General features: G+C 68.3%; 24 protein-coding genes. 15 read left to right on the top strand and 9 right to left on the bottom strand.

Annotated elements, in window-relative coordinates; genetic code table 11:
• Positions 1-43 precede the first annotated feature (43 nt).
• Positions 44-1,267, top strand: a complete 1,224-nt coding sequence (locus tag ACM6LU_RS34225; protein WP_414941982.1) for a DUF445 domain-containing protein — start codon at positions 44-46, stop codon at positions 1,265-1,267.
• Positions 1,268-1,385: 118 nt separating this feature from the next.
• Positions 1,386-2,699, top strand: coding sequence for an alginate O-acetyltransferase AlgX-related protein (locus ACM6LU_RS34220; RefSeq protein WP_414941981.1), 1,314 nt, complete (start codon positions 1,386-1,388; stop codon positions 2,697-2,699).
• Here ACM6LU_RS34220 and ACM6LU_RS34215 read toward each other — a convergent pair.
• Genes ACM6LU_RS34215 through ACM6LU_RS34205 form a run of 3 tightly spaced genes read right to left on the bottom strand, consistent with a single transcriptional unit; the run spans position 2,696 to position 5,347 of the window.
• Positions 2,696-3,577: a metal ABC transporter permease gene (locus ACM6LU_RS34215; protein ID WP_414941979.1), complete on the bottom strand. Its 882-nt coding sequence runs from the start codon at positions 3,575-3,577 to the stop codon at positions 2,696-2,698. The two genes, ACM6LU_RS34220 and ACM6LU_RS34215, sit on opposite strands and share 4 nt — an antisense overlap.
• Positions 3,578-3,581: 4 nt before the next feature.
• Positions 3,582-4,415: a metal ABC transporter ATP-binding protein gene (locus tag ACM6LU_RS34210; RefSeq protein ID WP_414941978.1), complete on the bottom strand. Its 834-nt coding sequence runs from the start codon at positions 4,413-4,415 to the stop codon at positions 3,582-3,584.
• Positions 4,415-5,347, bottom strand: coding sequence for a metal ABC transporter solute-binding protein, Zn/Mn family (locus ACM6LU_RS34205; protein ID WP_414941977.1), 933 nt, complete (start codon positions 5,345-5,347; stop codon positions 4,415-4,417). The genes ACM6LU_RS34210 and ACM6LU_RS34205 overlap by 1 nt, the downstream gene beginning before the upstream one ends.
• 200 nt (positions 5,348-5,547) lie before the next feature.
• Between ACM6LU_RS34205 and ACM6LU_RS34200 the strand changes: the two genes are divergently transcribed.
• The 4 genes from ACM6LU_RS34200 to ACM6LU_RS34185 all read left to right on the top strand — a co-directional run bounded on the left by ACM6LU_RS34200 (position 5,548) and on the right by ACM6LU_RS34185 (position 9,250).
• Positions 5,548-6,648, top strand: a complete 1,101-nt coding sequence (locus ACM6LU_RS34200; protein ID WP_414941976.1) for a LacI family DNA-binding transcriptional regulator — start codon at positions 5,548-5,550, stop codon at positions 6,646-6,648.
• Between the two features lie 52 nt (positions 6,649-6,700).
• Positions 6,701-7,192 carry a beta-class carbonic anhydrase gene (locus ACM6LU_RS34195; RefSeq protein WP_414941975.1) on the top strand — a complete coding sequence of 164 codons (492 nt, stop codon included), beginning with the start codon at positions 6,701-6,703 and terminating at the stop codon, positions 7,190-7,192.
• Between the two features lie 131 nt (positions 7,193-7,323).
• On the top strand, positions 7,324-8,199 hold the full coding sequence (locus ACM6LU_RS34190) for an A/G-specific adenine glycosylase (RefSeq protein WP_414941973.1): 876 nt from the start codon (positions 7,324-7,326) through the stop codon (positions 8,197-8,199).
• Positions 8,200-8,287: 88 nt separating this feature from the next.
• Positions 8,288-9,250 (top strand): N-acetylmuramoyl-L-alanine amidase, encoded by a 963-nt coding sequence (locus ACM6LU_RS34185; RefSeq protein ID WP_414941972.1) that lies wholly within the window; start codon positions 8,288-8,290, stop codon positions 9,248-9,250.
• Here ACM6LU_RS34185 and ACM6LU_RS34180 read toward each other — a convergent pair.
• Positions 9,195-10,349, bottom strand: coding sequence for an MFS transporter (locus tag ACM6LU_RS34180; RefSeq protein ID WP_414941971.1), 1,155 nt, complete (start codon positions 10,347-10,349; stop codon positions 9,195-9,197). The two genes, ACM6LU_RS34185 and ACM6LU_RS34180, sit on opposite strands and share 56 nt — an antisense overlap.
• Before the next feature lie 770 nt (positions 10,350-11,119).
• On the opposite strand from ACM6LU_RS34180, the gene ACM6LU_RS34175 reads away from it, so the two are divergent.
• Positions 11,120-12,577 (top strand): M1 family metallopeptidase, encoded by a 1,458-nt coding sequence (locus ACM6LU_RS34175; RefSeq protein ID WP_414941970.1) that lies wholly within the window; start codon positions 11,120-11,122, stop codon positions 12,575-12,577.
• Positions 12,578-12,690: 113 nt separating this feature from the next.
• Here the strand turns inward: ACM6LU_RS34175 and ACM6LU_RS34170 are convergent, their stop codons facing one another.
• The 3 genes from ACM6LU_RS34170 to ACM6LU_RS34160 are packed head-to-tail and all read right to left on the bottom strand — an operon-like array spanning position 12,691 to position 15,667.
• Positions 12,691-13,668, bottom strand: a complete 978-nt coding sequence (locus ACM6LU_RS34170) for a LysR family transcriptional regulator (RefSeq protein ID WP_414941969.1) — start codon at positions 13,666-13,668, stop codon at positions 12,691-12,693.
• Complete coding sequence (locus tag ACM6LU_RS34165) at positions 13,665-14,978, bottom strand: purine-cytosine permease family protein (RefSeq protein ID WP_414941968.1); 1,314 nt, start codon at positions 14,976-14,978, stop codon at positions 13,665-13,667. The genes ACM6LU_RS34170 and ACM6LU_RS34165 overlap by 4 nt, the downstream gene beginning before the upstream one ends.
• A gap of 2 nt (positions 14,979-14,980) precedes the next feature.
• Entirely contained in the window at positions 14,981-15,667 is a 687-nt protein-coding gene (locus ACM6LU_RS34160; protein WP_414941967.1) for a tRNA-dependent cyclodipeptide synthase, read from the bottom strand.
• A 166-nt stretch (positions 15,668-15,833) separates the two neighbouring features.
• Here ACM6LU_RS34160 and ACM6LU_RS34155 point away from each other — a divergent pair, with 166 nt between their 5' ends.
• From ACM6LU_RS34155 to ACM6LU_RS34145, 3 genes are all read left to right on the top strand, one after another.
• Positions 15,834-16,787 carry a LysR family transcriptional regulator gene (locus ACM6LU_RS34155; RefSeq protein WP_414941966.1) on the top strand — a complete coding sequence of 318 codons (954 nt, stop codon included), beginning with the start codon at positions 15,834-15,836 and terminating at the stop codon, positions 16,785-16,787.
• A 199-nt stretch (positions 16,788-16,986) separates the two neighbouring features.
• Positions 16,987-17,337: a rhodanese-like domain-containing protein gene (locus ACM6LU_RS34150; protein WP_414941965.1), complete on the top strand. Its 351-nt coding sequence runs from the start codon at positions 16,987-16,989 to the stop codon at positions 17,335-17,337.
• Positions 17,338-17,368: 31 nt separating this feature from the next.
• Positions 17,369-17,809, top strand: a complete 441-nt coding sequence (locus ACM6LU_RS34145) for a thioredoxin family protein (protein ID WP_414941964.1) — start codon at positions 17,369-17,371, stop codon at positions 17,807-17,809.
• A gap of 17 nt (positions 17,810-17,826) precedes the next feature.
• Here the strand turns inward: ACM6LU_RS34145 and ACM6LU_RS34140 are convergent, their stop codons facing one another.
• Positions 17,827-18,609: an alpha/beta fold hydrolase gene (locus ACM6LU_RS34140; RefSeq protein WP_414941963.1), complete on the bottom strand. Its 783-nt coding sequence runs from the start codon at positions 18,607-18,609 to the stop codon at positions 17,827-17,829.
• Here ACM6LU_RS34140 and ACM6LU_RS34135 point away from each other — a divergent pair.
• The 3 genes from ACM6LU_RS34135 to ACM6LU_RS34125 all read left to right on the top strand — a co-directional run bounded on the left by ACM6LU_RS34135 (position 18,608) and on the right by ACM6LU_RS34125 (position 21,452).
• The gene (locus tag ACM6LU_RS34135; RefSeq protein WP_414941962.1) at positions 18,608-20,050 is read left to right on the top strand and encodes a M1 family metallopeptidase; all 1,443 of its coding nucleotides are present in this window, start codon (positions 18,608-18,610) and stop codon (positions 20,048-20,050) included. The two genes, ACM6LU_RS34140 and ACM6LU_RS34135, sit on opposite strands and share 2 nt — an antisense overlap.
• A 288-nt stretch (positions 20,051-20,338) precedes the next feature.
• Positions 20,339-20,647: an antibiotic biosynthesis monooxygenase family protein gene (locus ACM6LU_RS34130; RefSeq protein WP_076155856.1), complete on the top strand. Its 309-nt coding sequence runs from the start codon at positions 20,339-20,341 to the stop codon at positions 20,645-20,647.
• Entirely contained in the window at positions 20,640-21,452 is an 813-nt protein-coding gene (locus ACM6LU_RS34125) for an SIR2 family NAD-dependent protein deacylase (protein WP_414941961.1), read from the top strand. Before ACM6LU_RS34130 ends, ACM6LU_RS34125 begins: the two co-directional genes overlap by 8 nt.
• Before the next feature lie 112 nt (positions 21,453-21,564).
• Here ACM6LU_RS34125 and ACM6LU_RS34120 read toward each other — a convergent pair whose 3' ends face one another.
• Positions 21,565-22,572 carry an endonuclease/exonuclease/phosphatase family protein gene (locus tag ACM6LU_RS34120; protein ID WP_414941959.1) on the bottom strand — a complete coding sequence of 336 codons (1,008 nt, stop codon included), beginning with the start codon at positions 22,570-22,572 and terminating at the stop codon, positions 21,565-21,567.
• Between the two features lie 135 nt (positions 22,573-22,707).
• Here ACM6LU_RS34120 and ACM6LU_RS34115 point away from each other — a divergent pair, with 135 nt between their 5' ends.
• Both ACM6LU_RS34115 and ACM6LU_RS34110 read left to right on the top strand, forming a co-directional pair.
• Entirely contained in the window at positions 22,708-23,685 is a 978-nt protein-coding gene (locus tag ACM6LU_RS34115) for an ATP-binding cassette domain-containing protein (protein WP_414941958.1), read from the top strand.
• The gene (locus ACM6LU_RS34110; RefSeq protein WP_414941957.1) at positions 23,682-24,479 is read left to right on the top strand and encodes an ABC transporter permease; all 798 of its coding nucleotides are present in this window, start codon (positions 23,682-23,684) and stop codon (positions 24,477-24,479) included. Before ACM6LU_RS34115 ends, ACM6LU_RS34110 begins: the two co-directional genes overlap by 4 nt.
• The last annotated feature ends 213 nt before the right edge of the window (positions 24,480-24,692 follow it).

The raw sequence follows: 24,692 nt of genomic DNA, 5'->3' as shown, positions 1-24,692 counted from the left end.
CCGATACGGTTTCCCATCTTCGGAGAGCAAGCGAGGAGGTCGCATGGACGCCGTCCTCGACGACCTCGCCCGGCACTGGTGGCTGTACGCCGCGATCCCGTTCATCGCCGCGCTGATCGGCTACGTCACCAAACGCGTCGCCATCGAGATGATGTTCAAGCCGCTGGAGTTCGTCGGGATCAAGCCGTTCCTCGGCTGGCAGGGAGTGGTGCCCAGGCACGGCGGGCGGATGGCCGCCGTCGCGACCGAGTTGCTGACGTCGAACCTGCTGGACGTCAAGGAGCTTTTCCGCCGGATCGACCCGGCGATCATCACGCGCGAGATCGAGCAGCCGCTGCTGCGGGCGGTGGACGAGGTCACCCGCGAAGTGCTGGAACGGCACCATCCCAGGCTCTGGGAGATCATGCCGACGATGGCGCAGGAACTGCTGATCAAGCAGGTCCAGGCTTCGACGCCGCGGCTGGTGCGCGAGTTCATGACGGAGATGACCGAGAACCTCGACGAGGTACTCGACTTCCAGCATATGACCGTGCAGCGGCTGACCAGCGACAAGAAGCTGCTCGTCCGGCTGATCCGCGAGACGTCACGGCCGGAGATGGCGTTCATCGCACGCACAGGGATCTACTTCGGCTTCGGACTCGGCGTCGTGCAGGCGTTCGTGTGGGCGCTGACGAAGGAACCTTGGGTACTGCCGATCTTCGGCGGGTGCATCGGGTTGTTCACCGACTGGCTGGCGATCAAGCTGATCTTCGTGCCGCGCGAACCGGTGCGGATCGGCAGGGTGGTCCTGCAGGGCAAGTTCCAGCGGCGGCGGGCCGAGGTCGCGCACCAGTACGGCGAGATGATCGCGAACGAGATCCTCACCGTGCCGAACCTGCTCGACGCCGTCCTGCGCGGGCCGCGCTCGGACCGGCTGTACGCGCTGGTCGAACGGCTGGTGGCGCAGGCCATCGACGAGCAGGTGAGCGTCGCGAAACCGATGGTCGAGATGGCCGTCGGCGGGCAACGGCTGCGCGAGATCAAGCAAGCGGCCGCGCGGAAGGCGCTCGAACACCTGCCGCCGACGATCCGCCACGCCGAGGGCTACCTGACCGAGGCGATGGACGTCGCGAAGATCGTCGAGCGGCGGATGCTCGGGCTGACGCCGCTGGAGTTCGAGGGGCTGTTGCGGCCGGCGTTCCGGCAGGACGAGTGGAAGCTCATCGCCGTCGGCGGGGCCATCGGCTTCCTGGTCGGGGAACTCCAGGTCCTGCTCATGCTCCACTGAGCGCGTTCAGCGGGCTAAACGCGAGCCGGGCCAGGCGGCCGGACCGCGTTTAGCCCGCTAAACGCGCTTTGGGGGCGGTTCTCACGTGCGGGAGACAAGGGGTGATTACGGTGGAGGGGTGGCGTCCGAATCCCAGCAACTGCCAGCCGTCCACGAGGCGTGGCTTCCGCGTGAGCACGCGCTGCACCGTCCCCGCCACGGCGGCAGGCAGCTGACCGCGCTGATCAGCGCGCTGCTGTTCTTCACCACCCCTGCCCTGCTGTGGGTCTTCGGCGTGCGGCCGGGCGAGATCGAGAACCACAAGCTCGCGAGCTTCCCCGGTCTCGACAAGGGCTGGGGTTTCTTCACCGACCTGCCGACCTGGGCCATCGACCAGCTGTCGTTCCGGCCGGGCGCGATCGCCGCCGCCGACGCGATCAGCCGCGGTGTCTTCGGCGAGGATGTCCCGCTCGACCAGCCGCCGCCGCAGCAGCAGGCGGGCCCGATTCCCGCCCCGCCGTCGCCCGTGCCGCCCAAGACCGCGCCCACCCAGGGCCCGACGCCGAACGCCGCGTCCGGTTATCGCCGCGTCGTCCAGGGCCGCGACGGCTGGCTGTACTACGGCTACGACGCCGACGCGAAATGCGATCCGTCCCGGCCGCTGCCGGAAACCATCGCCAAGATCAACGAGTTGCGGCGCGCGGTCGAGCAGTCCGGGAGGCGGTTCGAACTCGTCGTCGCGCCGGACAAGTCGACGATGGTCCCGCAGTTCCTGCCCGACACCTACCCCGGCAAGGACTGCTCGCGTTCGGCCGAGGCGACCACCTGGCACCGCATGCTCAAGGACGCCCGCGCGATCGACCTGCGGCCCGAACTGCGCGCGTCCGAAGGCCGGGTGCAGCGGCCGATCTACCCGTCGAACGACACCCACTGGGCCGACGAAGGCGCCTTGGTGCTGACGCGCGCCATCGCGAACGCGATCAAACCGGGTGTCACGCGGACCTGGGTGAGTGTTCCCGTCGGCCAGTACGACACGGCCGCGGACCTGCCGCCGCTGATCAACAAGCAGGGCACGAAGACGAACACGCTGTACAGCCTCCGCCCGGACGGCGTGGTGGAGCGCGCGGGCGAATCCAACGGCGACATCGACCGGCCGGTGTACCGCACCGCGAGCCCGCTGATCGGGACTGTGGACGAGAAGATCCTGATCTACGGCGACTCGTTCACGAAGGCGTCTTCGCGGTATCTCTCGGGCGCGTTCACGAACCTGACGATGCTGGCGCACTTCACCCAGAAGACGTCACAGGCCGAGGCCGTCGACGCTTTCGTGAACGCGAACGTCGTGGTCCTCGAAACCGTGGAGCGCAGTGTGGCCGGGGGTCAGCTCGCGTTCATCGACCCCGGGTTCCTCGAAGCGGTCAAGAAGGCACTCGCCGAACGCCCGATCCGCTAGCGCAAGGCGGGCCGCGGCGTCGCCGTCGGCTCGACGCGGACCCGCGAAGTACGCCCGCGCAGCCACGCGATGAGGCGGCAGACCAGGTAGATCACGAACGAGATCGTCGTGACGAACGCGCTCACCGGCTTCCCGGGCGCGAGCGAAAGGATGATCCCGCCGAGCGCCGCGATCTCCGCGAACACGATCGAAAGCACGGTCGCCTTCCACGGGCTCGCCGTGACCCGAGCGGCCGCGGCGGCCGGGGTCACCATCAGGGAGACCACGAGCAGCGCGCCGACGATCTGCACGCCAAGCGCGCTCGAAATGCCGACCAGCACCGCGAAGATCAGCGACAACAGCCGGACCGGCACACCGCGCGCCGTCGCGACCGAGGGATCGACCGTGGCGAACAGCAGCGGCCGGTAGATCACCGCGAGCACCACCAGTACGACGACCGACGCGCCGACGAGCAGGTTCAGGTTGGTCGAGTCGATGGTGATGATCTGCCCGACGAGGATGCCGAACTTGTTGGCGCTGCGGCCTTCGTAGAAAGACAGCAGCAGGACGCCCATGCCGAGCCCGAAGGCGAGGATCACGCCGATCACCGAGTCGCGTTCGGACTCGCGGCCACCGAGGATCCCGATCAGCAGGGCGGCGATGACCGCGCCCGCGAGGCCGCCGAATTCGACGCCGACGCCGAGCAGCAGTGCGCCCGCCGCACCGGTGAAGGCCAGCTCGGCGGTGCCGTGCACGGCGAACGACATCCGCCGCATGACGACCAGCGGGCCGAGCACGCCCGCCACCAGCCCGAGGACGGCGGCCGCGAGCAGCGCCGTCCGTACGAAGTCGAGACCGAGAAGTTCGCCGGTGAGGGCGAAGTCGAACATCTTGTCCACGGTGCTAGCAGGCCTGTTCGTCGATATGGTGGGGTTCGTCCTCGCACAGCGAGCTCTGCGCCCCGGCGACGTGGATCTGCCCGCCTACCTTGAGCACCTCGATCCGCGTGCCGTACAGCTCGGACAGCGTCTCCGAGTTCATCACCTCGTCCGGCTTGCCGACCCGGAACTGGCCGTTCACCAGATACAGCATCCGGTCCACATAGGACAGGATCGGGTTGATTTCGTGGGTGACGAACAGGACGGCGGTGTCCGCCGAACGCCGCCGCTCGTCGATCAGTTCGGACACGGCGCGCTGGTGGGCGAGGTCGAGCGAGAGCAACGGCTCGTCGCACAGCAGGACCTCGGGGTCGCCGACGAGCGCCTGCGCGACGCGGAGCCGCTGCTGCTCGCCGCCGGAAAGCCGCCCCACCGGCTGTTTCGCGTACGCCTGGGCGCCGACGGACTCGATCGCCTTCGACACCAGCTGACGTCGTTTCGAAATGCCGAAGAGCCCGGTCCCCCACCGGTGCCCGTCCAGGCCGAGGCCGACCAGGTCCACCCCTCGCATCGTCAGGCCCTCGTCGAGGGCGCGTTGCTGCGGGATGTAGCCGATCCGCCGGTTCTGCCCGCCGGGGCGGCGTCCCGCGATCTCGACCGTGCCCTCGGGCAGTCCCTGCTGACCGAGCAGCACCTTGAGCAGGCTGCTCTTCCCGGAGCCGTTCGGCCCGAGGATCGCGAGGAACTCGCCGGGCTCGACGTCGAGGTCGAGCCCGGACCAGAGGGTCCTGGTGCCGAACGCGAGGCTCGCCCCGCGGACACGGACGCCCGCACGCGCCTCGGCAGGTACGGAGCTCACTACTTGAGTGCTCCCGCCAGCGCGTCCACTGCCTTGGTCATCCATGCAATGTAGTCGGTCACACCCTGGGGAAGCGTTTCGGTGACATCGACGACCGCGATCCCGGCGCTCTTGGCGTCGCCGACGACCTGCTGGGTGACCGGGGTGGTGGTCTGCGCGTTGTTGACCAGCGCCTTGACCTGCTTACCGGAGATCAGCTGCTTGACCTGGTTGAGCGCGGCGGCGGGCACGTCCTGCTCCGCTTCCACGGCCTCGGCGAAGGCGGGCGGAGTCGCGTCAGTGACCTTCGCGCTGTCGAGCAGGTAGTGCGCGACAGGTTCGGTCGCGACGACCCTGCCGCCCGAGGCGCCCAGCCCGGTGACCTTCTTCAGCAGGTCCTGGGTCTTGCCCTTGAACGCGGTCGCGTTGGCGGTGAAAGCGTCTTTCGACGCGGGCTGGATCTCGCCGAGCTTCGCGGCGACCTGGTCGGCGACCTTCTCGACGCCGGGCAGGCTGTACCAGACGTGCTCGTTCTCGTTGCCGGTCGCGGCGATGTCGACGGCGACCAGCTTCTGCGCGCCGGCGGCCTGATCCGCGAGCTTCGAGAAGAACTCGTCATAGCCGCCGCCGTTGGACAGCGTCAGCTTCGCGTTCTTCGCGGCGATGGCGTCGCTCGCGGTGGTCTCGTAGGAGTGCGGGTCGGCCGAGGGATCGTGGATGATCGAGGTGACCTCGACCTTGTCGCCGCCGACGGCGGTCACGACGCTGCCCCAGACGTCGGTCGAGGCGACGACCTTGATCTTCTCGCCGCCGCCCGGGTTCGCGGCGGACGCGTTCTGCGAACCGGAGCCCGTGGACGCCTTGTCACCGGACGCGCAAGCCGTCGCGCCGAGCGCGAGGACGGCCAGGGCCGAGACGGCCGCGAAAACACTCTTAGTACGGCGGGAATTCATTTACTGCACTCCTGCGGATGCCCAGGCCAGGTGTCCCAGGCGCCGGGTAATGGAAACCGTTGTCAGATTCAACTGTACCTCATCCGGCTGACAGTGCCCGCCATCCAGGCGGGAGCTGTACCGAGGGTCACTCTGAATCGAGACCTGCCACACGTCGGGTGATGCTTCTGCAAAACGTTCTGAACCGTTACGGTTTGCGGATGGGCCGTCCTATCCGCACCAGGAGGCAGGCGACACTGGCGTCGTTGGCCGCAGAGCTCGGTGTGTCGAGGACCACCGTCTCCAACGCCTACAACCGACCGGACCAGCTGTCACCTGAGTTGCGCCGACGCGTCCTCGAGACCGCGCGCCGCCTCGGCTACCCGGGCCCGGACCCGGTGGCCCGTTCACTGCGGACGCGCAAGGCGGGCGCTGTCGGTCTTTTACTCACCGAGAACCTCTCCTACGCCTTCCGCGACCCCGCCGCCATCGGCGTACTCGAAGGGCTCGCGCTGGCCTGTGAAGACGCGGGCGTCGGCCTGCACCTGGTCCCGGCGAGCCCGGGCCGTGAGGACGTCGCGGCCGTGCACCGCGCCGGCGTCGACGGTTTCGTCGTCTATTCGGTGCCCGACGACGACCCGCATCTGGGCGCGGTGCTGGAGCGCCCGGTGCCGACGGTGATCGTCGACCAGCCGCGCGTGGACGGCGTCGACCGGGTCGGCCCGGACGACGCGGCCGCGGTCACCGCCATGGCCGGACACCTCATCTCGCTGGGCCACCGGCAGATCGGCGTGCTGTGCATGCGGCTGGCCCGTGAGCGCAACGACGACTTCGTCTCCATCCAGCGGCAGAGCGCCGCGCACTTCCACGTCCAGCGGATCCGGCTCGAGGCGCTGGCCGCCGCGTTCTCGGCGGCGGGCGTCGACTGGGCGACGGTGCCGGTGGTCGAACGCTTCGACCACACCGTGGACGACGGCGCGTCGGCCGCACGCCAGCTGCTCGACGCGTATCCGCAGGTCACCGCCGTGATCTGCACTTCGGACATCCTCGCGCTCGGCGCACTGGCGGAAGCGGAACGCCGTGGGCTGCGGGTGCCGCAGGATCTGACGGTCACCGGTTTCGACGGCATCACCGAGGCCGAACGCTCCGGGCTCACCACGGTCCACCAGCCGGTGCTCGAGAAGGGCAAGGCGGCGGGCAAGCTGCTGCTCAGCTCGGCCGACCGGGTCGGGCCGAAGGTGATCACCCTGCGGACGGAATTGCGGGTCGGCCGCACGTCGGCGCCACCACGAACGGCCGAAGAACGCTGGTTCGGGCCGTGATGTAGCCCGTAAAACGTTGCTCTCACCGAGCGTGTCCGTTCAAAATGGTCACGTGACCTCCATCGACGTACTTCTCAAGCGAAACCAGGAACTGGGCGACGTCACTCCTGGCGACCGCTCGTCCCCGAGGCCATCGCTCCAGGTGTCGATTCTGACCTGCATGGACGCCCGTATCCGGGTGTTCGAGATCTTCGGCCTGCTGCAGGGTGAGTCCCACGTGCTGCGAAACGCCGGCGGCGTCGTCACCGACGACATGATCCGCTCGCTCGCGCTGAGCCAGCGGAAACTGGGCACGCGCGAGGTGCTGATCGTCCAGCACACCGAATGCGGCCTGTCCATGGTCACCGAAGACGACTTCAAGGACGAACTCGAAGAGGCCTCCGGACTGCGTCCGACCTGGGCCGTCGAGGCGTTCCGCGAGGTCGAGAACAGCGTGCGCCGGTCGATGCAGCGGGTGCGGCGCAGCGACTTCCTGCCGCACACCGACACCGTGCGCGGGTTCGTCTACGACGTGAAGACAGGGCAGTTGTCCGAGGTCGCGTGAAGCTGAAGGGGACTTTCCCCGCATGTGATGCGGGGAAAGCGCCCTTCGCCGCGTAAGACGAGGGGAAAGTCCCCTTCAGCTACGTCCTGGGCCCACGTTCGACGCGCGGGCCCACCTTTTAAGCTGGCCGGGTGGGCGTCGACGCGGATGTGCTGATCGAGTGGTTCGGCGAAGTGGGGCGCGACCTGCCCTGGCGTGAGCCGGAGTGCACCGCCTGGGGCGTACTCGTCAGCGAGATCATGTTGCAGCAGACGCCGGTCGCGCGTGTCCAGCCGATCTGGCTCGAGTGGATGGCGCGCTGGCCGGTGCCGTCGGCGCTGGCGGCGTCTTCGCAGGGCGAAGTCGTACGCGCCTGGGGCAAGCTCGGCTACCCGCGGCGCGCGCTGCGGCTGCACGCCGCGGCGACCGTCCTCGCCGCCGAACACGGCGACGTCGTTCCGTCCGATGTGGACACCCTGCTCGCGTTGCCGGGGATCGGCGCGTACACCGCGCGCGCGGTCGCGGCCTTCGCCTACGGCAAGCGGGCACCGGTGGTGGACACCAACGTCCGGCGAGTGGTGGCCAGGGCGGTGCACGGCGCGGGCGACGCCGGGCCGCCGTCGAACACCCGAGACATGGCCGACGTCGAGGCGCTGCTGCCGCGAGAGGACGCGCCCGCCGCGAAGCTCTCGGCGGCGCTGATGGAACTCGGCGCGCTCGTCTGCACCGCCCGGTCGCCGCGCTGCGCGGACTGCCCGATCTACGACGACTGCGCCTGGCAGCACGCGGGCAAACCCGCCTACGCCGGTCCCGCGAAGCAGGTCCAGAAGTTCGCCGGGACCGATCGCCAGGTGCGCGGGCTACTGCTCGACGTCCTGCGCGGCACCGAAGGCCCGGTCGAGAAGGCGCGCCTCGATCTCGTCTGGGACGAATCAGGGCAGCGCGACCGCTGCCTCGACTCCCTGCTGGTCGACGGCTTGCTCGAACAGACCGGGGACGGCCTGTTCGCACTCCCCGGCGAACACTGACGCATTACGACAAAAGTTGGTCAATGGTTGTCATCGGCGCGATGGCGGGTTAGTTTTCCGGCCAACGCGCATGATGGGAGTTACGCCCGTGGCCGACTTCGACCGACGTACCGCGCTCAAGGGCGGCCTGACGGTAAGCGCCGCCGGGCTGCTGGGGACGGCGACGATTTCCGCCGCCGCCGCGGCGCCAGGGGTACCAGAACCACGGATTCACGGAACGGCCGCGTGGAGCGCCCGGCCGCCGAACGGAACGATCGAGGTGCAGAATCACAAGCCGACCTACATCGTCGTGCACCACACCGTCGAGCCTGGCAACGTCACCGACTACACACTCGAACACGCTTTCTGGGCCTCGCGGGCGATCCAGAACTTCCACATGGACACGCGGGGCTGGGTGGACAGCGGCCAGCAGTTCACGAACAGCCGCGGCGGGCACATCACCGAAGGACGGCATCGCAGCCTGGAAGTGCTGCGCAGCGGAACGCGGCATGTGCTGGGCGCGAACGTCGGCAACAACAACAGCACCTGCATCGGGATCGAGAACGAGGGCCTCTACAGCAAGGAAGACGTCACACCCGCGCTCTGGGCCTCGCTGGTGAAGATGGTCGCGTACATCGCTTCGCGGTACGGGATCTCGCCGGAGTTCATCAAGGGACACCGGGACTTCAACTCGACCGAATGCCCGGGGACCGTGCTGTACAACCGGCTTCCGGAACTGCGCACCGAGGTCCGGAAAGTGCTCGGCTCGGCGTCACCGAAGGCGGATCTGCCGGAGTGGCCGCTGCTCAAGCCCGGCGACACCGGACCGCGAGTGCGAACCGCTCAGGAACTCCTGCGGGCACGCGGGTTCGCCGTCCCCACCGACGGCCTGTTCGAAGAGTCCACAAAGGACGCCGTCGCCGCGGTGGCGGCCCGGAACGGACTGGAGCGCGACGCCTGCGGCGCGACCGCGGCGACCGACGAGACCGGGTTCCTCGGCTCCGACGTCTGGCCGCTCATCGTAGGGCCCGGCACCGATCTACGGGCGCTGAAAGCACGACTCGCCGGCTGAACAGCAACGGCAGGAGCACCACGAAGGCCGCGCACCAAGGAAGCAGGGACGTTCCGAGCGGCAGCAGCAACCCGCCGATGAGCGCTCCCCCCGCGACGGCGCCGTTCCAGGCCGCGATCGTGAGCGACTGGGCGGCGTCGGCGGTGGGGCCCGCGATCAGCGCGGTGACGGCCTGGAACGCGGTGGGCGCGCCACCGAACGCCAAGCCCCACAACGCGGCGGCGGTCAACACCAGACCGTGGATGCCGCCGCTGAGTCCCATGAGGACGATGGCCACGCCCGTCATACCCGCGCAGACCACCAGAACGGCACGCGGGTGGTGGTCGAGCATGGTGCCGACCGCGACCAGCCCGCCGACCGTGGCGCAGCCGAACACCAGCAACGCCGCGCCCAGCATCCCCGCCACGTCCATTCCGGCGAGGACGGGGCCGATGTAGGTGTAGGCCACGTTGTGCCCCAACGAGAACAACGCCACCGTCGCCAGCACGGGGCGCATCCCCGGCAGCCGTGACGCGGCCAGTGGCCGGGTGGGCCCCGCCGGCTCCGCGGGTACGGCGGGCACCACGACGAGCACCCACACCAGCAGCGGCACGGTGACCAGCGCCATCGCGGCGAACGCCCAGCGCCAATCGGCCAGTTCGCCGAGCGCGGTACCGGCGGGCACCCCGAGGGCGAACCCGATCGGCGTGCCCGACATGGCAACGGCCAGCGCGCGCCCGGTGAGTCCCGGCGGGGCGAGGCGCATCGCGTGACCGGCCACGAGCGACCACATCACCCCGGTCAGCGCGCCGGAAACGACCCGCGTGGCCAAGATCAGCGGGTACGAGGAAGACATCGCGATCAGCAGGTTGGTCACCAGGAACCCGGCGATCAGCGCCAGGAGCAAGCGTTTGCGCGGCACCCGGAGGGTGAGGGTGGTGAGCGGGATGGCGGTGAGCGCGGTGGTGAGCGCGTAGACCGTCACCAGCTGACCGGTCGCCGACGGGGACACGCCCAGATCCGCGGACATGCCCAGCAGCAACCCGGCGGGCAGCACTTCGGTGAGGCAGCCGAGGAAGACCGTCGTCGTCAGCGCGAGCAGCGCCGGAAGGGGCAGCATGCCTCGACGATCTCTCCGCCGGCGTGGCGCGGGGTAGTCCCGGGCGGGTATGCCGTGGGGTTATCGAGGGGAAGGCAAAGGTGGCGTGCCTGAGGGTCGCTGCCCCCAATGCCACATTGGAGACGCTGAGTGTCCCCAATGTGGCATCGGGGGCACCGGTCTGAGCGGCTCACGCGGACTTGCCACTCACCGACCGTCCCGCCTGACGCTTTCGTGAGCCCCGCACCCCCCGCGTTTCGTCCTCTGGTTGCGGTAGTTGGTGCCACGAACTACCGCAACTAGAGGACAAATTGCGGGAGGGGGTGGGCGGGGGGTGGGAGGTAGCGAAGGTCCCTCGCTACCCCAGCGCGGCAACGCCGGTTGGCCGCTGCCCCCAAAGCCACATTGGGGACGCTCAGGGTCCCCAAAGCCACATTGGGGACACTCGCTTCAGGGCCGAAGGTCTCCCGGGGATCAGTGGCGGGCCCGGATTCTGGTCGCGGTGAGGGTGCGTTACCCACACACCGCAATGCCGTGAAGGACCCCTTCACGCGGATCAGCCACGTGAAAAAGGCCTTAACTACCCGCCGATGTGATCCCTGGTGACGCTGGGAAGACCGTGACGCCGGCACCCCGCCCTGACCCACCACCCGACACGACACCTTCGGTCCAATGACCGTCCTTACCACGCACGAGATAACCCGACGGCATGACCGGCTGGCAGTGCCGCGCGTGGCACGGACGCCCGCACGATGACCGGGCACCCTCCCCCGTAGAGAGAAGGCCCGTTCATGACCGTGCGGATTCGGTGGCAGGAGCCACTGTGCACCGCGTTGCTCGCCACCACGATGATCGGCACCTGCCAGACGTCGGCGGCGGCTCAGCCGGCACCCGGCAGTGACGGGTACGTGCACGTCTCGCCCGACGGCACCGTCCTCGGCGCTGATCCTTACTACCCGAAGGACGGCAACGGCGGTTACGACGTCGACAGGTACTCGCTCGCGCTGGACTACTCGCCGTACTCGGCGCTGTTGAGCGGCAAGGCGACGATCACCGCGACGGCCACCCAAGACCTCAGCCGGTTCGATCTGGACCTGCGCGGCCTCACCGTGCGATCGGTCAGCGTCGACGGGGTCGCCGCGACGTTCCGGCGGGTGGGCGAGCACGAGCTGGTGATCACCCCGAGGACCCCCCTGGCGGAAGGCGTGCGGTTCACCGTGGTGATCGGTTACGACGGGCGGCCGGAGCCGATCGGCACGGCGCGGGGGCGCGTCGGCTGGCTCGCCACTCCCGGCGATTCCGCCGTGGCCACCGGCCAGCCGCGTTCGGCGATGACGTGGTTCCCGGTCAACGGCACCGAAGTCGACAAGGCGACCCTGCGCGTCTCCGTCACCGTACTGGACGAATTTTCCGTGATGGGTAACGGTATTCAGGTTTCGGACGTCTCCGCCGGCGCCGGACGACACACCGTCACCTGGTCGGAGGACACCGCCCTCGCGCCGAGCACGGCGATGCTCGGCATCGGACGCTGGGAGGTCGAGAGGATCGCGCTGCCCGGCGGCCGGACGGCGATCAACGCCTACCACCCGTGCGCCGTCGACAAGCGGAAGATCGGCGGCAAGCTGCCCGAGGTGCTGGAGTTCCTCACCGGGAAGTTCGGTGACTACCCGCAATCCGCAGCGGGTGGGCTGTTCCTCGACCGCGCCCTCGGTTACACGCACGGCGCCCAGACCCGGCCGATGTACGGCCGCGCGGCCACCGTCGCCGATCTGGTGTACGCCACCGCGTACCAATGGTGGGGGGCCGGGGTGAGCGGCAAGATGTGGCGCGACGCGCTGATGCCCGAATCCATCGCACGGTACGCGGTGTGGCTGTGGGACGAGGCCAAGAACGGCGGCGACCTCGATCGGCGGTACCGCGACATGGTGGCCAGGGTGAGCGGGGACGCGGGATTCTGGGCGCCGAAGCTCACCGATCCTGGCAAGGGCACCGAATTCGCGCCGACGGCCAAGGCGGTGCTGATGGTGCACGCGCTGCGCCGTCTGATCGGTGACGACGCGTTCTTCCAGATTATCGCGGGTTTTCCGATGATCAACCCGCAGGGCAACCAGAACTGGCACGACTTCGAACTCTACGTCGCCGCGATGACCCAGCTCGACCTCGGCGAGTTCAATCACGCGTGGCTCGACGGCACGGTACGGCCGCCGGACGAGCACCTCTACCCCGGGCCGTTACGCCCGGCGCGATGAGACCCCCCGCCCGGGCGACGTGACCCTAAAATGGTGAAGTCCGTGAAGGCCTCCTTAAGGGACTCTGGGTCCCTCAAGGAGGCCTTCACGGACTACGGCTTACGGCTTACGGCTTACGGCTCGCGTGAGTCCAGGTATCGGGCGTAAACCGGTGCCGTCCTCGCTTCGGTCCAATACGCTTCGACCACGGCGGCCATCAGTTCCGCCTGCCGTCCCGCCACGAAGGTCTCCCGGTTCCACGCGAGAATATGCCTGCGCGGCAACACATCCCCGCGCAGTGGCCGGGTCACGAGGCCGTGGTTCCGCGGATCGCAGATCGGCTGTGAAAGCCCGATCGCGCCCGCCCGGACCACCAGCAGCGCCACCTGCTGCGAAGTCACCTGATGGGTGATCGACGGGCTGAAACCGTGCTGCGCGCAGGTCTCCGCGAAGTACCTGGTGAACGTGGTCGCCGACGAATCGGACATCATCACCCACGATTCGTCCCGTAGTTCGCTCAGATCGATGATCTCGTTGCTCGCCAACGGATGGAACTCCGGCAGCAGGACGAAGGTCGGCTCGGTCACCACCACCGCGGTGTCCACACTCGCGGGGATTTCGAGCTCGTGTCCCGGATAGTCTTTGACCAGCCCCAATTCCGCGCGCCGCTGTGCCAGCAGCGGCAGCAGCCGCTCGGGATGGTCGTCGTGCACGACCTGAACCTCAGAGACCTCCGGCCACAACCGGGTCACCAGCGACGGCAGGTGCGCGACCAGCGCGCTGGCCACCGCGACCACCCGGACGACGTCGGGCGGGCCGCTGGGGCAGACGCGCTGCTCGATGTCTTCGAGCAGTTTGTCCAGCTGTGGCAGCAAAGCGGCTGTCCGGCGCAACAGCAAATCGCCCATCGGTGTCGGTGTCACGCTGCCCTCGCGCCGGTCGAACAACTGGTAGCCCAGCATGTTCTCCAGCCGTTTGAGTTGCGCGGACACCGCTGGCTGGGTGACGCCGAGCGCGATCGCGGCACGGGAAAGGCTGCCCGTGTCCGCGATCGCCCGAATCACCCGCAGGTGGTGAACATCCAGCTGTACGACGTCGAACTCCTCTGTCACGTACGGGTTTTCGCCCCGTCGGAAGAAGTCATCGCCACGGAAACCGATCCGGCCGTGGTCCGTCTGCCGAGAAGAACATACAGGAGAAAGGCGCCGAATACGGAGTTCACCGTGGGGATTCCCCACGGCAGCCAAATTCCCACCGCGGCCCCGGCGACCCAGCAGATCAGCGCGACGGGAACCCAGGCCGGGCATTCCGGCGGCAACTCCCCGGACGCACGGGTGGCTTCCAGATTTGGCTTCCAGCGCCGGACCACGTAGTACTCGGCGATCACCACCCCCGCCACCGGAGGCGTGAGCACGCCGACCCAGGTCAGGAAGGTGGTGAAGTGATCGAGGATGCCGATCGCCGAGAGCACCGTGCCGAGACCGCCGAGGAACAGGGTCGCGGTGGTGCGGTCGAGCCGCCGGGACAGCAGCACCTGCACGGTGTTCACGAGCCCGAGCGAGGAGGAGTAGAGGTTCCAGTCGTTGATCTTCAGGATCGCGGTGACCAGGATCAGCGTACCGAGCACACCGGACGACGAGGTGATGATCCCGACCACGTCGGAGCTTTTCGCCGCGTGCGCGAGCAGCACCCCGATCAGGCCGATCAGGTACTGGCCGAGGGTGATGCTGACCAGGGTCTGCTTCACGACGTCGGACGCGGTCCGGTTGAACCGGGTCATGTCCGGGGTAATGATCGCGCCCATGATGAACGCGCCCGCCACCAGCGTGGTGCCCTGTGCCAGCGACATCGACGGCCCCGGCGGCGGTTCGGCCATCAGCGCGGGCAGCGAATGGTCGCCGAGCGCGGTGATGATCGAATATCCGGCCAGCGCGAGGAAAGCGGGCACCGTCAGATACGCCGTCCAGGCCATCGCGTGGAAGCCGAACACGACGATCGCGGTGACCAGCGCGCCACCCGCGAGTGCCCACACCCACACCGGCGGGCCGCCCATCAACGCGTGGAGACCGTGGGCGAACACGTCGTTCTGCACGCCGAACCAGCCCGCCAGGCTCAGCGTCATGAGCAGCCCGACCAGCGAGGATCCGCCGGTCCCGAACCCGGTCCAGCGCGCGAGCACCGACGTGGACAGCCCCTCCCGGGTGCCGGCGATGCCCATCAGGATGGTGATGATCTCCAGCAACACCGAACCGATCGTGATGGCCAGTACCGCGTCCCAGAAGGTCATGCCGAAGCCGAGGACGGCGCCGAGCAGGAACTGGTGGAACGAGGACACCTGCCCGAACCGTTGCAGCGCGACGGAAACCCAGGAGTAGCGGCGTTCGGCGGGTACCCGGCGCAGGGAGAAGTCGTCGCGTTCCACGGTCACTCCGCCCGTTCCGGAACAGCCTGCTCCAAGACGACGAAGCCCTGTCCGGGCAGTGGCCGCCAGGAGAGTTCGCCGCGGTAAAGCCGTTCGAGGAACGGGACCCGCTGGTGATAGGCGAACACGGAACTGCCGACCCCGGCCACGGCCACGGTGCCGACGAACATCGGCAGCTCGGCCAGGAAGTACCGGACCGCGCTGCGCAGCTGATCGCGGGTGGGATGTTCACCTTCGGGAAGCCGCCGGTCCAGCACCCAGCCGGTCGCGCCGAGGCACTGCTCGGCGAACTCCGGGTCGGTGGCGAAGCGTTGGTGCGCCTCGGAAAGCAGGCCGAGGTAGGCGCGGTCGGTTTCGAGCACCGAGGCGTCCAGGATCAGGGTGTCCGGATCCGAGGGGCACACCTGCTGCAAGGCGCGGACGATCTTGTTGCGCGTGTAGTTGCCTTGCCGCTGCGCCTTCCGCGCGGCGCGGATCGGGTCGTAACCGAGCGCCTCCATGGTGAACGCGGACGGCCCGTCCGGGACGAAGAAATGAAAACCTCGAAAGGCCGACATGGCCCAGCGGGCGAGATCGGCGATCCGTTCCACCGTGAAATAGCTGTTGAACGGGCTGACGCCGACGCAAACGTGCTCGGCTCGCGCCAGCGGATCGGCGCAATGCTCGGTGAGCGGCAGTGGTCGCAGCAAGACGGCTCCTGATTCGCGGGATATGCGGGGAGAGGCGTTGATCGAACGTAGCCACGGCCCGGGCGGCCCGGGTATTGCCAGCAAATATTGTCATCGGGTTATAGGAAATTACGGATCTCGACTTTCGGAGGTGCCGGTCACGGGCGGAATCGCGGTATACGGGGGCATGGAGATTCAGGTTCGGCATCTTCGCGTGATCTGTGAGATCGCTTCCTCCGGCAGCCTCAACCGTGCCGCAGCCGGCCTGGGGCTCGGGCAGCCCGCGCTCAGCCACCAGTTGCGCCGGATCGAGCGGATGGTCGGCGGTTCGCTGTTCCACCGCGACCAGCAAGGGGTGCGGCCCACCGAACTCGGCTCCCTCATCCTGCGGCGGGCGCGGGCGATCGTGCTCACCTTCGACGAACTGGAGCACGACTTCCACCGTCAGGAACCCGAGACGGGCGAATCGCTCAGAATCGGCTGGAACGACAGCGCCATCACGAGTTCGCTGCTCGACGGGCTGCGCGACCTGCGGCCGGGCGAACCGTTCCGCACCCGGGCGGACACCTCACGCACCCGGCTGCTCGCGCAGGTCGCGAACCGCGGCATCGACCTCGCGCTGATCATGATCTGCGGCGGACGCGGCCTGCCGGTGCCGCCGGAGGTGCGGACCGTGACCCTGGCCAGTGAGCCGTCGTTCGTCGCGGTCCCCGCCGGGCATCCGCTGGCCGACGAGGAGGAGATCGAACTCGCCGAACTGGCCGGGGAGGACTGGATCGTGTCGAACGGGGGCGACGGCTGCCGCGTGGTGTTCCGCGAAATGTGTCTCGCGCACGGTTTCGACCCCCGGATCGCCCACGACGTCGACTTCGACACCGCACGGGAGGACCTGGTCGGCGGCGGGTACGGCGTCGGGCTGGTCCAGCCGACCCGGCCGCCGTCGGATCGCCTGGTCATCCGGCCGCTGGCGGGTGCGCCGATGTGCGTGCGGCACGTGCTCGCCTGGCGCGAAGACGGTCCGTGCGCGACCGGCGTCCGGGAACTCGCCCATGAGGCGACGGCGGGATATTGGCGGCTCGCCGAGCGGACGGCGCCGTACCGGACCTGGCTGCACCGCCACGGCAGGCTGGCCGCCGGATAACCCGGCATGGATGGCGAAGCCTGCCTCGGTTACGAGACCATGCGGCGAGCGGACCTCTACTCACCGCCCCTAGACCTCCACGCCACCTTTCCCTCACCGGCCGGATAACCCTCCGGCATGTCGAGACGGCACTAGAGCGCGTTCCGGAAGACGACCGACGATGGGAATCGTCAATCACGGTTGTCTGAGAAGGGGCGCCATGCTGCCGTTGATCACTCGTACGGAACTGCTCTCCCTGATGGAGGCCGGAACGGTGGTCGTGGTCGACACGATGCCGGTCGCCTATTTCGACAAGGAGCATCTTCCGGAAGCACGCAATATTCCGGGATTCCCGTACGAACAGGCCGCCGAATTCACCGACCGCCTGGCACCGTCGGCGCTTCCGGACAAGGCCGCCGCGATCGTCGTCTATTGCGCGAACACGCCGTGCCGCAACAGTGAATTCGTCGGACGGCGGCTGCTGGAACTCGGGTACACGAACGTCCGCAAGTACCGCGAAGGCATCGAAGACTGGGTCTCCGGCGGATTGCCGACGTGGTCTTCGTCCTGAGTGGACTCACTTGAATCGAAAGGAGTACGTCTTGTCCAAGTTCAAACGGTTCGTCTGCGTGCTGGCCGGTGTGCTGGCGCTTGTCACCGGCGTCGGCTCCGGCGCGGCATCGGCCGCACCGTCGCCAACGGCCGAGAACGTGGTCACGGTGACGTCGGCCAACTACGCCGAAGTCATGAACATCTCGAAGCAGAAGCTGGTCATCATGGACTTCGGCGCGACGTGGTGTCCGCCGTGCCGCCAGATGAAACCGGTGATCGAACGGCTCGCCGCGGAGTACGGCGGCCGGTTCCTGCTCGGCGAGGTCGACGTCGACCAGAGCCGAGACCTGTCGAGCCGGTACAACATCCGCTACCTCCCGACGCTGGTCGGCGTCCGCGACGCCGCCGAACTGCCGTCCTCGCGGAACATCGGCTACCCCGGTGAGGCGCGGTTGCGCGCATGGATCGACGCCCAGCTGGCCAAGGGCTGAGCGTGCGGCTCCGGGACCTACCCGATGACGTCGGAAAGAAAGGCTTCGACGGCACCGAGGTAGGTCTCCGGGGCCTCTTCGTGCACGACGTGCCCGGCGCCCTCGACGACGATGTGACGGCCTAGGCCGCCGGGCACGCGGGCCGCGAGTTCGGCCTGCTGCCCGTGCGGCATCGCCGTCCGCTCACCTTCGATCGCCAGCAGCGGGCATTCGACACGTTCGACGTACTCCCAGAAATCCCGCCGTCCCCATTCCGCCGCGATCTCGTACAGATCGGGAAGCGAGGCGATCAGGTGATAACCGTCTTCCCGTTCCTCGACGCATTCGATGAAGTAGTCGCCGGTTCCCCCGAAGAACTCACGCACGTGGGCCAGTGACCGGAACGGGACCGGCCAGGACTCGAAATAGCCGCGCCAGTCGTCCACGGACCGTCCCCGCTGGTCTGGTGCGAAGTCCTCGCAGACCACGGCGCGGACGAGGCCGGGATACGTGGCCGCGGTGACCCAAGCGTGCAGGCCGCCCATCGAATGTCCGATCAGGACGGCGGGTTCGTCGAAGGTCCGCAGCACCGCGGCCAAGTCGTCGGCGAACCGTTCGGTGCGCCATGGCCCGCCACGTGGACCGCGTCCGTGGCCGCGCGCGTCGAGACCGTGGACACGCCCGTACCGTTCGAGTCGTCCGGCGACCCGCCACCACGTCGTCGCCCTGCCCATCAACCCGTGCAGGAGGACGATCGGCGGCCCTTCGCCGCCGAAAGTGATCAACCCGTCGCGGTGAATCACCACTAAGCTCCCCTCCATGCGCAGCCGTGTCCCCGCCGCCGGCCTGGTTCTGGGGGTCGTCGGCGCCCTGATTATCGGTTGCAGCGTCGATGATGCCCCGGCCACTCCCCCTCCGCCTCCGCCGGCGAACCCGACGCCGGGCGCTTCGGGCGCGGGCGACCCGTATTACCCGATGGACGGGAACGGCGGCTACGACGCGGGCGAATACCAGGTCGGGATCACTTACGACCCCGCGAAGGGGCGACTCGACGGCGACACCACGGTGACCGCGAAAGCGACCCAGGACCTCAACCGGTACAACCTGGACTTACGCGGCTTGACGGTCCAATCCGTCGAAGTGGAGGGAAAACCGGCGAAGTTCGTCCGCGAGGGCGAATTCGAGCTGGTGGTGACCCCCATCGAGCCGATCCGGAACGGGACCACTTTCCGCACGAAGGTCGTCTACGGCGGCGACCCATCGGCGACACCCAAGGCGGGCCGCAACGAAAGCGGCTGGCAGAAGTCGAAGGACGGCGGCGCGTTCATCGTCGGCGAGCCGCATTCGGCGTCGTTCTGGTACCCCGTCAACGAAACCCCACGCGACAAGGCGATGTTCAACCTCACCGCCCGCGTGCCGGACGGCTGGACCGTCATCTCGAACGGACGCGAGATCCAGAAGACCTCGGCGAACGGCTGGTCCACGACGTCCTGGCAGGAACGCACGCCCGTGGCGGCCTATCTGACCACGGTGGCGATCGACAAGTTCACCGTCGACCGGATGTCCCTCCCCGACGGGACTCCGCTGGTCAACGCGTACGCGCCGGGCGCGGAGGACCGGCGAGACGCCGGCAGGCGGCTGCCGGAGATCATCGGCTTCCTGGCCTCGAAGTTCGGGCCGTACCCGGTGGACGCGGCGGGCGGGATCTACCTCGACGAGGACATCCACTTCTCACTGGAGACCCAGACCAGGCCCACCTACGCGAAATGGGCCGACCTGGTCACCGTGGTGCACGAAACCGCACACCAGTGGTTCGGCGATTCGGTGACACTGAATTCGTGGTCCGACATCTGCCTCAACGAATGCCTCGCCTCGTACGCGCAATGGCTGTGGCAAGAGTCGCGGGACGGCCAGAACCTCGATGACCGCTACCGCGCGGCACTCGAGATCATGCGGGGCAGCCCGGATTTCTGGACGTCGAAACTGGTCGACATGGGGGCGGGGCAGGAATTCCACGGCGTGTACGACAAGGGGATCCTGGCCATCCACGCGCTGCGGCGGAAGATCGGCGAAGGGGCGTTCGCGCGGCTGCTGAAGGAGTGGCCGGCGGCCTACCGGAACGCCAACGCGTCCTGGGCGGATTTCGAGGCGTTCACGATCAAGCTCGCGGGGCAGGACCTGCGGCCGTTCTTCGACGCCTGGTTCCACGGCACGGCGATTCCTCCGGACGCCGAACTGCTCCCAGGCACCCTGCGGGGGTAAGCGCCCCCGCAATTAGTCCTCTAGTTGCGGTCTTGGGGGCTTCGGGAGGCTCAGGCACCACGCAATTAGTCCTCTGGTTGCGGTCACCGCGGAGCGGGTAGTCCGGCCGGCGATCGGCTTGAGCCGCATCGACCGCTCGTGCCCGGAGAGCGGCGAAGGACAGAAGGCGGCGTCCACGCAGGTCGACGGCCTGGCCGCCGGGGCACAAGAACGGCGCGCTCTACGACGGTCGCCTGGGTCCCACGCGTCACATCGCGGCGCGAAAGAGTTTCACCGTAGGGTGGCGGTATGGCAGTCGTGAAGATCAACGCGATCGAGGTCCCCGAAGGCGCAGGCCCCGAGCTGGAGAAGAGGTTCGCCGCGCGGTTGCACGCCGTCGACAACCAGCCCGGTTTCCTCGGCTTCGAACTGCTCCGCCCGGTCTCCGGCGAGACGCGCTACTTCGTCTACACGAAGTGGGAGTCCGAAGAGGCATACCAGGCTTGGGCGTCCGGCCCGGCACGCGAGGCGCACGCGGGCGAGCGCGCGAAGCCGGTCTCCAGCGGGGCGAACCTGCTGGAATTCGAGGTCGTCCAGGCTTCGAAGCCGGGTGAGTGAGCTCGAACGAGCCGCGGAACTGATCGACGGCGCCGGCGCGCTGCTCGTCTGCGCCGGTGCCGGGATGGGCGTCGACTCCGGCCTGCCCGATTTCCGGGGCGACCAGGGGTTCTGGAAGGCGTATCCGCCGTACGCGCGGCTGGGCATCAGCTTCGTCGAACTCGCCGACCCGCGGCATTTCGCCGATGACCCCGAGCTGGCCTGGGGTTTCTACGGACACCGGCTCGCGCTGTACCGCGACACCGTCCCGCACGAGGGATTCCGGATCCTGCTGTCCTGGGGAGCGCGGAAACCCGGGGGCACGCGGGCCTTCACGTCCAATGTGGACGGACAGTTCCAGAAGGCAGGCTACCCGCACGTCGCCGAGGCGCACGGGTCCATTCACCATCTCCAGTGCCGCACCCGGTGCACCACCGAGATCTGGGCCGCGGACGACGTCGAGGTCCCCCTCGACGAGGAAACGATGCGCGCGCTGAAACCGCTGCCGTCGTGCCCGCGCTGCGGCGGTCTCGCGCGGCCCAACATCCTGATGTTCGGCGACTACGACTGGCTGGAACGGCGTAGCCAGGCCCAGCTCGACGAGCTGACAGCGTGGCGTCGCGCGCATCGCGACCTCGTGGTGGTGGAACTCGGCGCCGGACAGGCCGTGCCGACGGTGCGGCGCTATTCGGAGCTGGCCAGCGCCGCGACCGGTTCACTCGTCCGCGTCAATCCGCGCGAGCCGCAGATCCGGCACGACCGCGGCGTCTCGCTGGCGAGCGACGGCCTCGAAACCCTCAAGGCGCTGGACGCCCTGCTCGCCTGAGGCACAGATCGCGGTCCGCCGTTTCGGACTGGTTCCACTCGACCGCGATCGCCTGCGGTGACCAGGTCCCGGCCCGAACAGCCGCGTGGGTCCTCATCAGCGGAAAGTCGCTTCAGGGCAGGACGATCTCCGCGTAGACGGCGTCGTGATCACTGCCGGGCGTCTCCAGCACCTTGAAGTCCGCGATGGCCGTCCGCTTGTCCGCCAGCACGTGGTCGATCGGCACCGGCGGCACCATCCCGTTCGTCCAGGTCCCCTGCAGCGCCTTCCCCAGCTGATCGGCCGCGTCGACGTATCCCCTGGTCAGCAGCTCACGGAAGAGTGAATGGTCGAGGCTGGCGTTGAAGTCGCCCGCCAGGATCCGGATGTCGTGCTCCGCGTCGGCGTAGGGCAGGTCCTTGGCCTCGTCGACCCACGTGTGCCTGTCCCACATCGGCGCCGCCGGATGGACCGCGACGACCTCGATCCGGATCCCGTCGCCGAGATCGATGCTCGCACTCGGCTGTTTGTGGTTCGAGTCGCCGCTCAGCTTCAACGGCGTGAGCGGGTACTTCGACACCACCCCGGAGCCGGACGCCCACTCCGCCGGGTGCAGCACGTGGAACGGCAAGATCTTGAACAGCCCGGCGCGTTCCAGCCCGGCGATCGCCTCGGCCGTCATCTCGGTGAGGCTCAGGACGTCGACCTGGTGTTCCTTCACATAGCCGACGATCGTGGCCGGGTCCGCCCGCCCGCCGAGCATATTCGACGCCAGCACGCGGACGTGTTTCCCGCCGAGCGCCTTCTGCTCGTTCGCGAACGCGCGGGGCAGCACCAGCGCGGCGATCGTGAAGGTCAGCACCAGTGCGACCGCCCCTGTCCACCAGCGCCGCGATCCCAGCGCGAGGACGGCGAGCACCAGCGTCGCGATCCCGGCGTACGGCGTCAGCGCGAGCGCCGCGATCGTGTACGTGTTGCCGTCGTACCCCACCAGCCGCAGCACCGTCAGCACCGCGAACGGCACCAGCGCGCCGATCAGCAGCCCGCTGACCAGCTTCCCCCGTGGGCTCACGCGCACCCGGTCTTCGATCACCATGACGTCGAGTATGCCGATCATGCGCGGTGTGACGGCGACCTCCACAACACCTTCACAACCTCCTCACACCGTGCCTACCAGCGCTTATCAGGGATTGCCAGGTTTTGCCAGCGCGCTGTGCGCGGTCTGCCAGCCTGGGAGGGCACCTTTGTCCGCGGGGCGAGATCCACAGGAGGAAACATGACTCACGCGATCAGGGCCGAAGGCCTGGTCAAACACTATGGGGAGACGAAGGCGCTCGACGGGGTCGATCTGGAGGTCCCGTCGGGCAAGGTGGTCGGGGTGCTGGGGCCGAACGGCGCGGGGAAGACGACCGCCGTCCGGATCCTGGCCACCTTGATCCGGCCGGATCGCGGCCACGCGAGCGTCTTCGGCTACGACGTCGTCAAGAACCCGATGCAGGTCCGCGGCATGATCGGGCTGACCGGGCAGTACGCGTCGGTCGACGAGGACCTCTCCGGCACGGAGAACCTCGTGCTGATCGGCAGGCTGCTGGAGTTCTCCAGGGCCGACGCGAAGAAGCGGGCTGCCGATCTGCTGGAGCGGTTCGAGCTGACCGACGCCGCCGGACGCGCGATCAAGACCTACTCGGGCGGGATGCGGCGACGGCTCGACCTCGCCGCGAGCCTTGTCGGCCGTCCGAAGGTGCTCTACCTGGACGAGCCGACCACCGGACTCGACCCGCACGCCCGCAACGAGGTCTGGGCCGTGGTCCGGACGCTGGTCGCGGACGGGACGACGGTGCTGCTCACCACGCAGTACCTGGAGGAGGCCGACCAGCTGGCCGACACGATCACCGTGTTCGACCACGGGCTGGTCGTGGCGAACGGCCGGGCCGACGAGCTCAAGCGGCGGACCGGCGGCCAGACGCTGCAGGTCCGGCCGACCGCGCTCGCCGATCTCGACGCCGTCGAGCGCATCCTGGCCGGACTCACCGGGGTCCGGCCGAACCGGGACAACGACACGGGACTGCTCACCGCGCCCGTCGCCGACCCCGTCCTGCTGTCCACCTTGGTCCGCAAACTGGACGAAGCCGGGATCACCGCGGACGAGCTGGCGCTGCGACTGCCCAGCCTCGACGAGGTCTTCCTCGCACTCACCGGCAAGCGGCCCGAAGAGTCCACAAAGGACACGACTCCGGAAGGGAGCCTGGTATGACGACCATCGCCGCGCCCGCGCAGGCGCGCGTTTCACTGTCCAGCAGCGTCCAGCACGGACTTTCCCTTGCCTGGCGCGGAATCCTGAAGATCCGCAAGAACCCGGAGCAGCTGGCCGACGTCACCATCGCGCCGATCATCTTCCTGGTCATGTTCGTCTACCTGTTCGGTGGCGCGCTCGCCCCGAGCATCGACGACTACCTGCAGATGATCGTGCCCGGCATCATGGTGTTCAACATCCTGCAGGCCAGCATGACCGTCGGGGTCCAGCTCAACACCGACGTCACCAAGGGCGTGTTCGACCGGTTCCGCGCGATGCCGATCGCCAGGTCCGCCCCGCTGATCGGCGCCGTGCTGGCCGACATCGTGCGCTACCTGGTGTGCATCACCGTGCTGATGATCGTCGCGACGATCATGGGCTACCGGATCCAGACCGGCCCGGCGGAGTTCGCGCTGGCCGTGGTGCTGGTCATCGCGTTCGCGCTGGCGTTCTGCTGGGCGTCGGTGTTCGTCGGGATGCTGGTGAAGAGCCCCGGCGCGGTTCAGGGCCTGATGTTCGTGGTGCTCATGCCGCTGACCTTCGGCAGCAACGTGTTCGTGCAGACCGGCACCATGCCCGGCTGGCTGAAGGCGTGGGCGGACATCAGTCCGGTGACGCAGATGTCCGACGTGCTGCGCGGGCTGATGAACGGCGGACCGGTCGCCGGGCCGCTCACCGGCGCGCTGATCTGGATGGCGGCCGCGATCGCGGTCTTCTTCCCGCTCGCCACTTGGGCCTATCGGAAGCGCGTCTGACGGGGGTCAGGGGAACGCGCTTAAGGCCTCCTTCGCTACCTCGAGGGCAGGGTCCCGGCAAAGTCGCAGAGCCGCTGGTCAGGGCTGTTCTTGGTAATCGGGACTTGACATCGCTCGTGCCCGCAAGAGCCGAGCGGGGAGTTCTTGGGCGAGGCATGTCCTCGAACCCCTGTTGATCAAGCTCCGCAACCGGTATAGCCCCGCGGCGTCGAC

Origin of the sequence: Amycolatopsis sp. cmx-11-51, assembly GCF_047608665.1 — a bacterium.
Classification (GTDB): Bacteria; Actinomycetota; Actinomycetes; order Mycobacteriales; family Pseudonocardiaceae; genus Amycolatopsis.
Note: the sequence above shows the minus strand (reverse complement) of the source record. Positions and strands in the feature narration are given on the sequence as shown.

Bases quoted from the DNA above. Each gene is read 5' to 3' on its own strand.
- ACM6LU_RS34200 (WP_414941976.1), top strand. From the start codon at position 5,548: ATGGGCCGTCCTATCCGCACCAGGAGGCAGGCGACACTGGCGTCGTTG.
- ACM6LU_RS34135 (WP_414941962.1), top strand. From the start codon at position 18,608: ATGCGCAGCCGTGTCCCCGCCGCCGGCCTGGTTCTGGGGGTCGTCGGC.
- ACM6LU_RS34115 (WP_414941958.1), top strand. From the start codon at position 22,708: ATGACTCACGCGATCAGGGCCGAAGGCCTGGTCAAACACTATGGGGAG.
- ACM6LU_RS34155 (WP_414941966.1), top strand. From the start codon at position 15,834: ATGGAGATTCAGGTTCGGCATCTTCGCGTGATCTGTGAGATCGCTTCC.
- ACM6LU_RS34130 (WP_076155856.1), top strand. From the start codon at position 20,339: ATGGCAGTCGTGAAGATCAACGCGATCGAGGTCCCCGAAGGCGCAGGC.
- ACM6LU_RS34205 (WP_414941977.1), bottom strand. From the start codon at position 5,347: ATGAATTCCCGCCGTACTAAGAGTGTTTTCGCGGCCGTCTCGGCCCTG.
- ACM6LU_RS34150 (WP_414941965.1), top strand. From the start codon at position 16,987: ATGCTGCCGTTGATCACTCGTACGGAACTGCTCTCCCTGATGGAGGCC.
- ACM6LU_RS34225 (WP_414941982.1), top strand. From the start codon at position 44: ATGGACGCCGTCCTCGACGACCTCGCCCGGCACTGGTGGCTGTACGCC.
- ACM6LU_RS34140 (WP_414941963.1), bottom strand. From the start codon at position 18,609: ATGGAGGGGAGCTTAGTGGTGATTCACCGCGACGGGTTGATCACTTTC.
- ACM6LU_RS34175 (WP_414941970.1), top strand. From the start codon at position 11,120: ATGACCGTGCGGATTCGGTGGCAGGAGCCACTGTGCACCGCGTTGCTC.
- ACM6LU_RS34110 (WP_414941957.1), top strand. From the start codon at position 23,682: ATGACGACCATCGCCGCGCCCGCGCAGGCGCGCGTTTCACTGTCCAGC.
- ACM6LU_RS34180 (WP_414941971.1), bottom strand. From the start codon at position 10,349: ATGCTGCCCCTTCCGGCGCTGCTCGCGCTGACGACGACGGTCTTCCTC.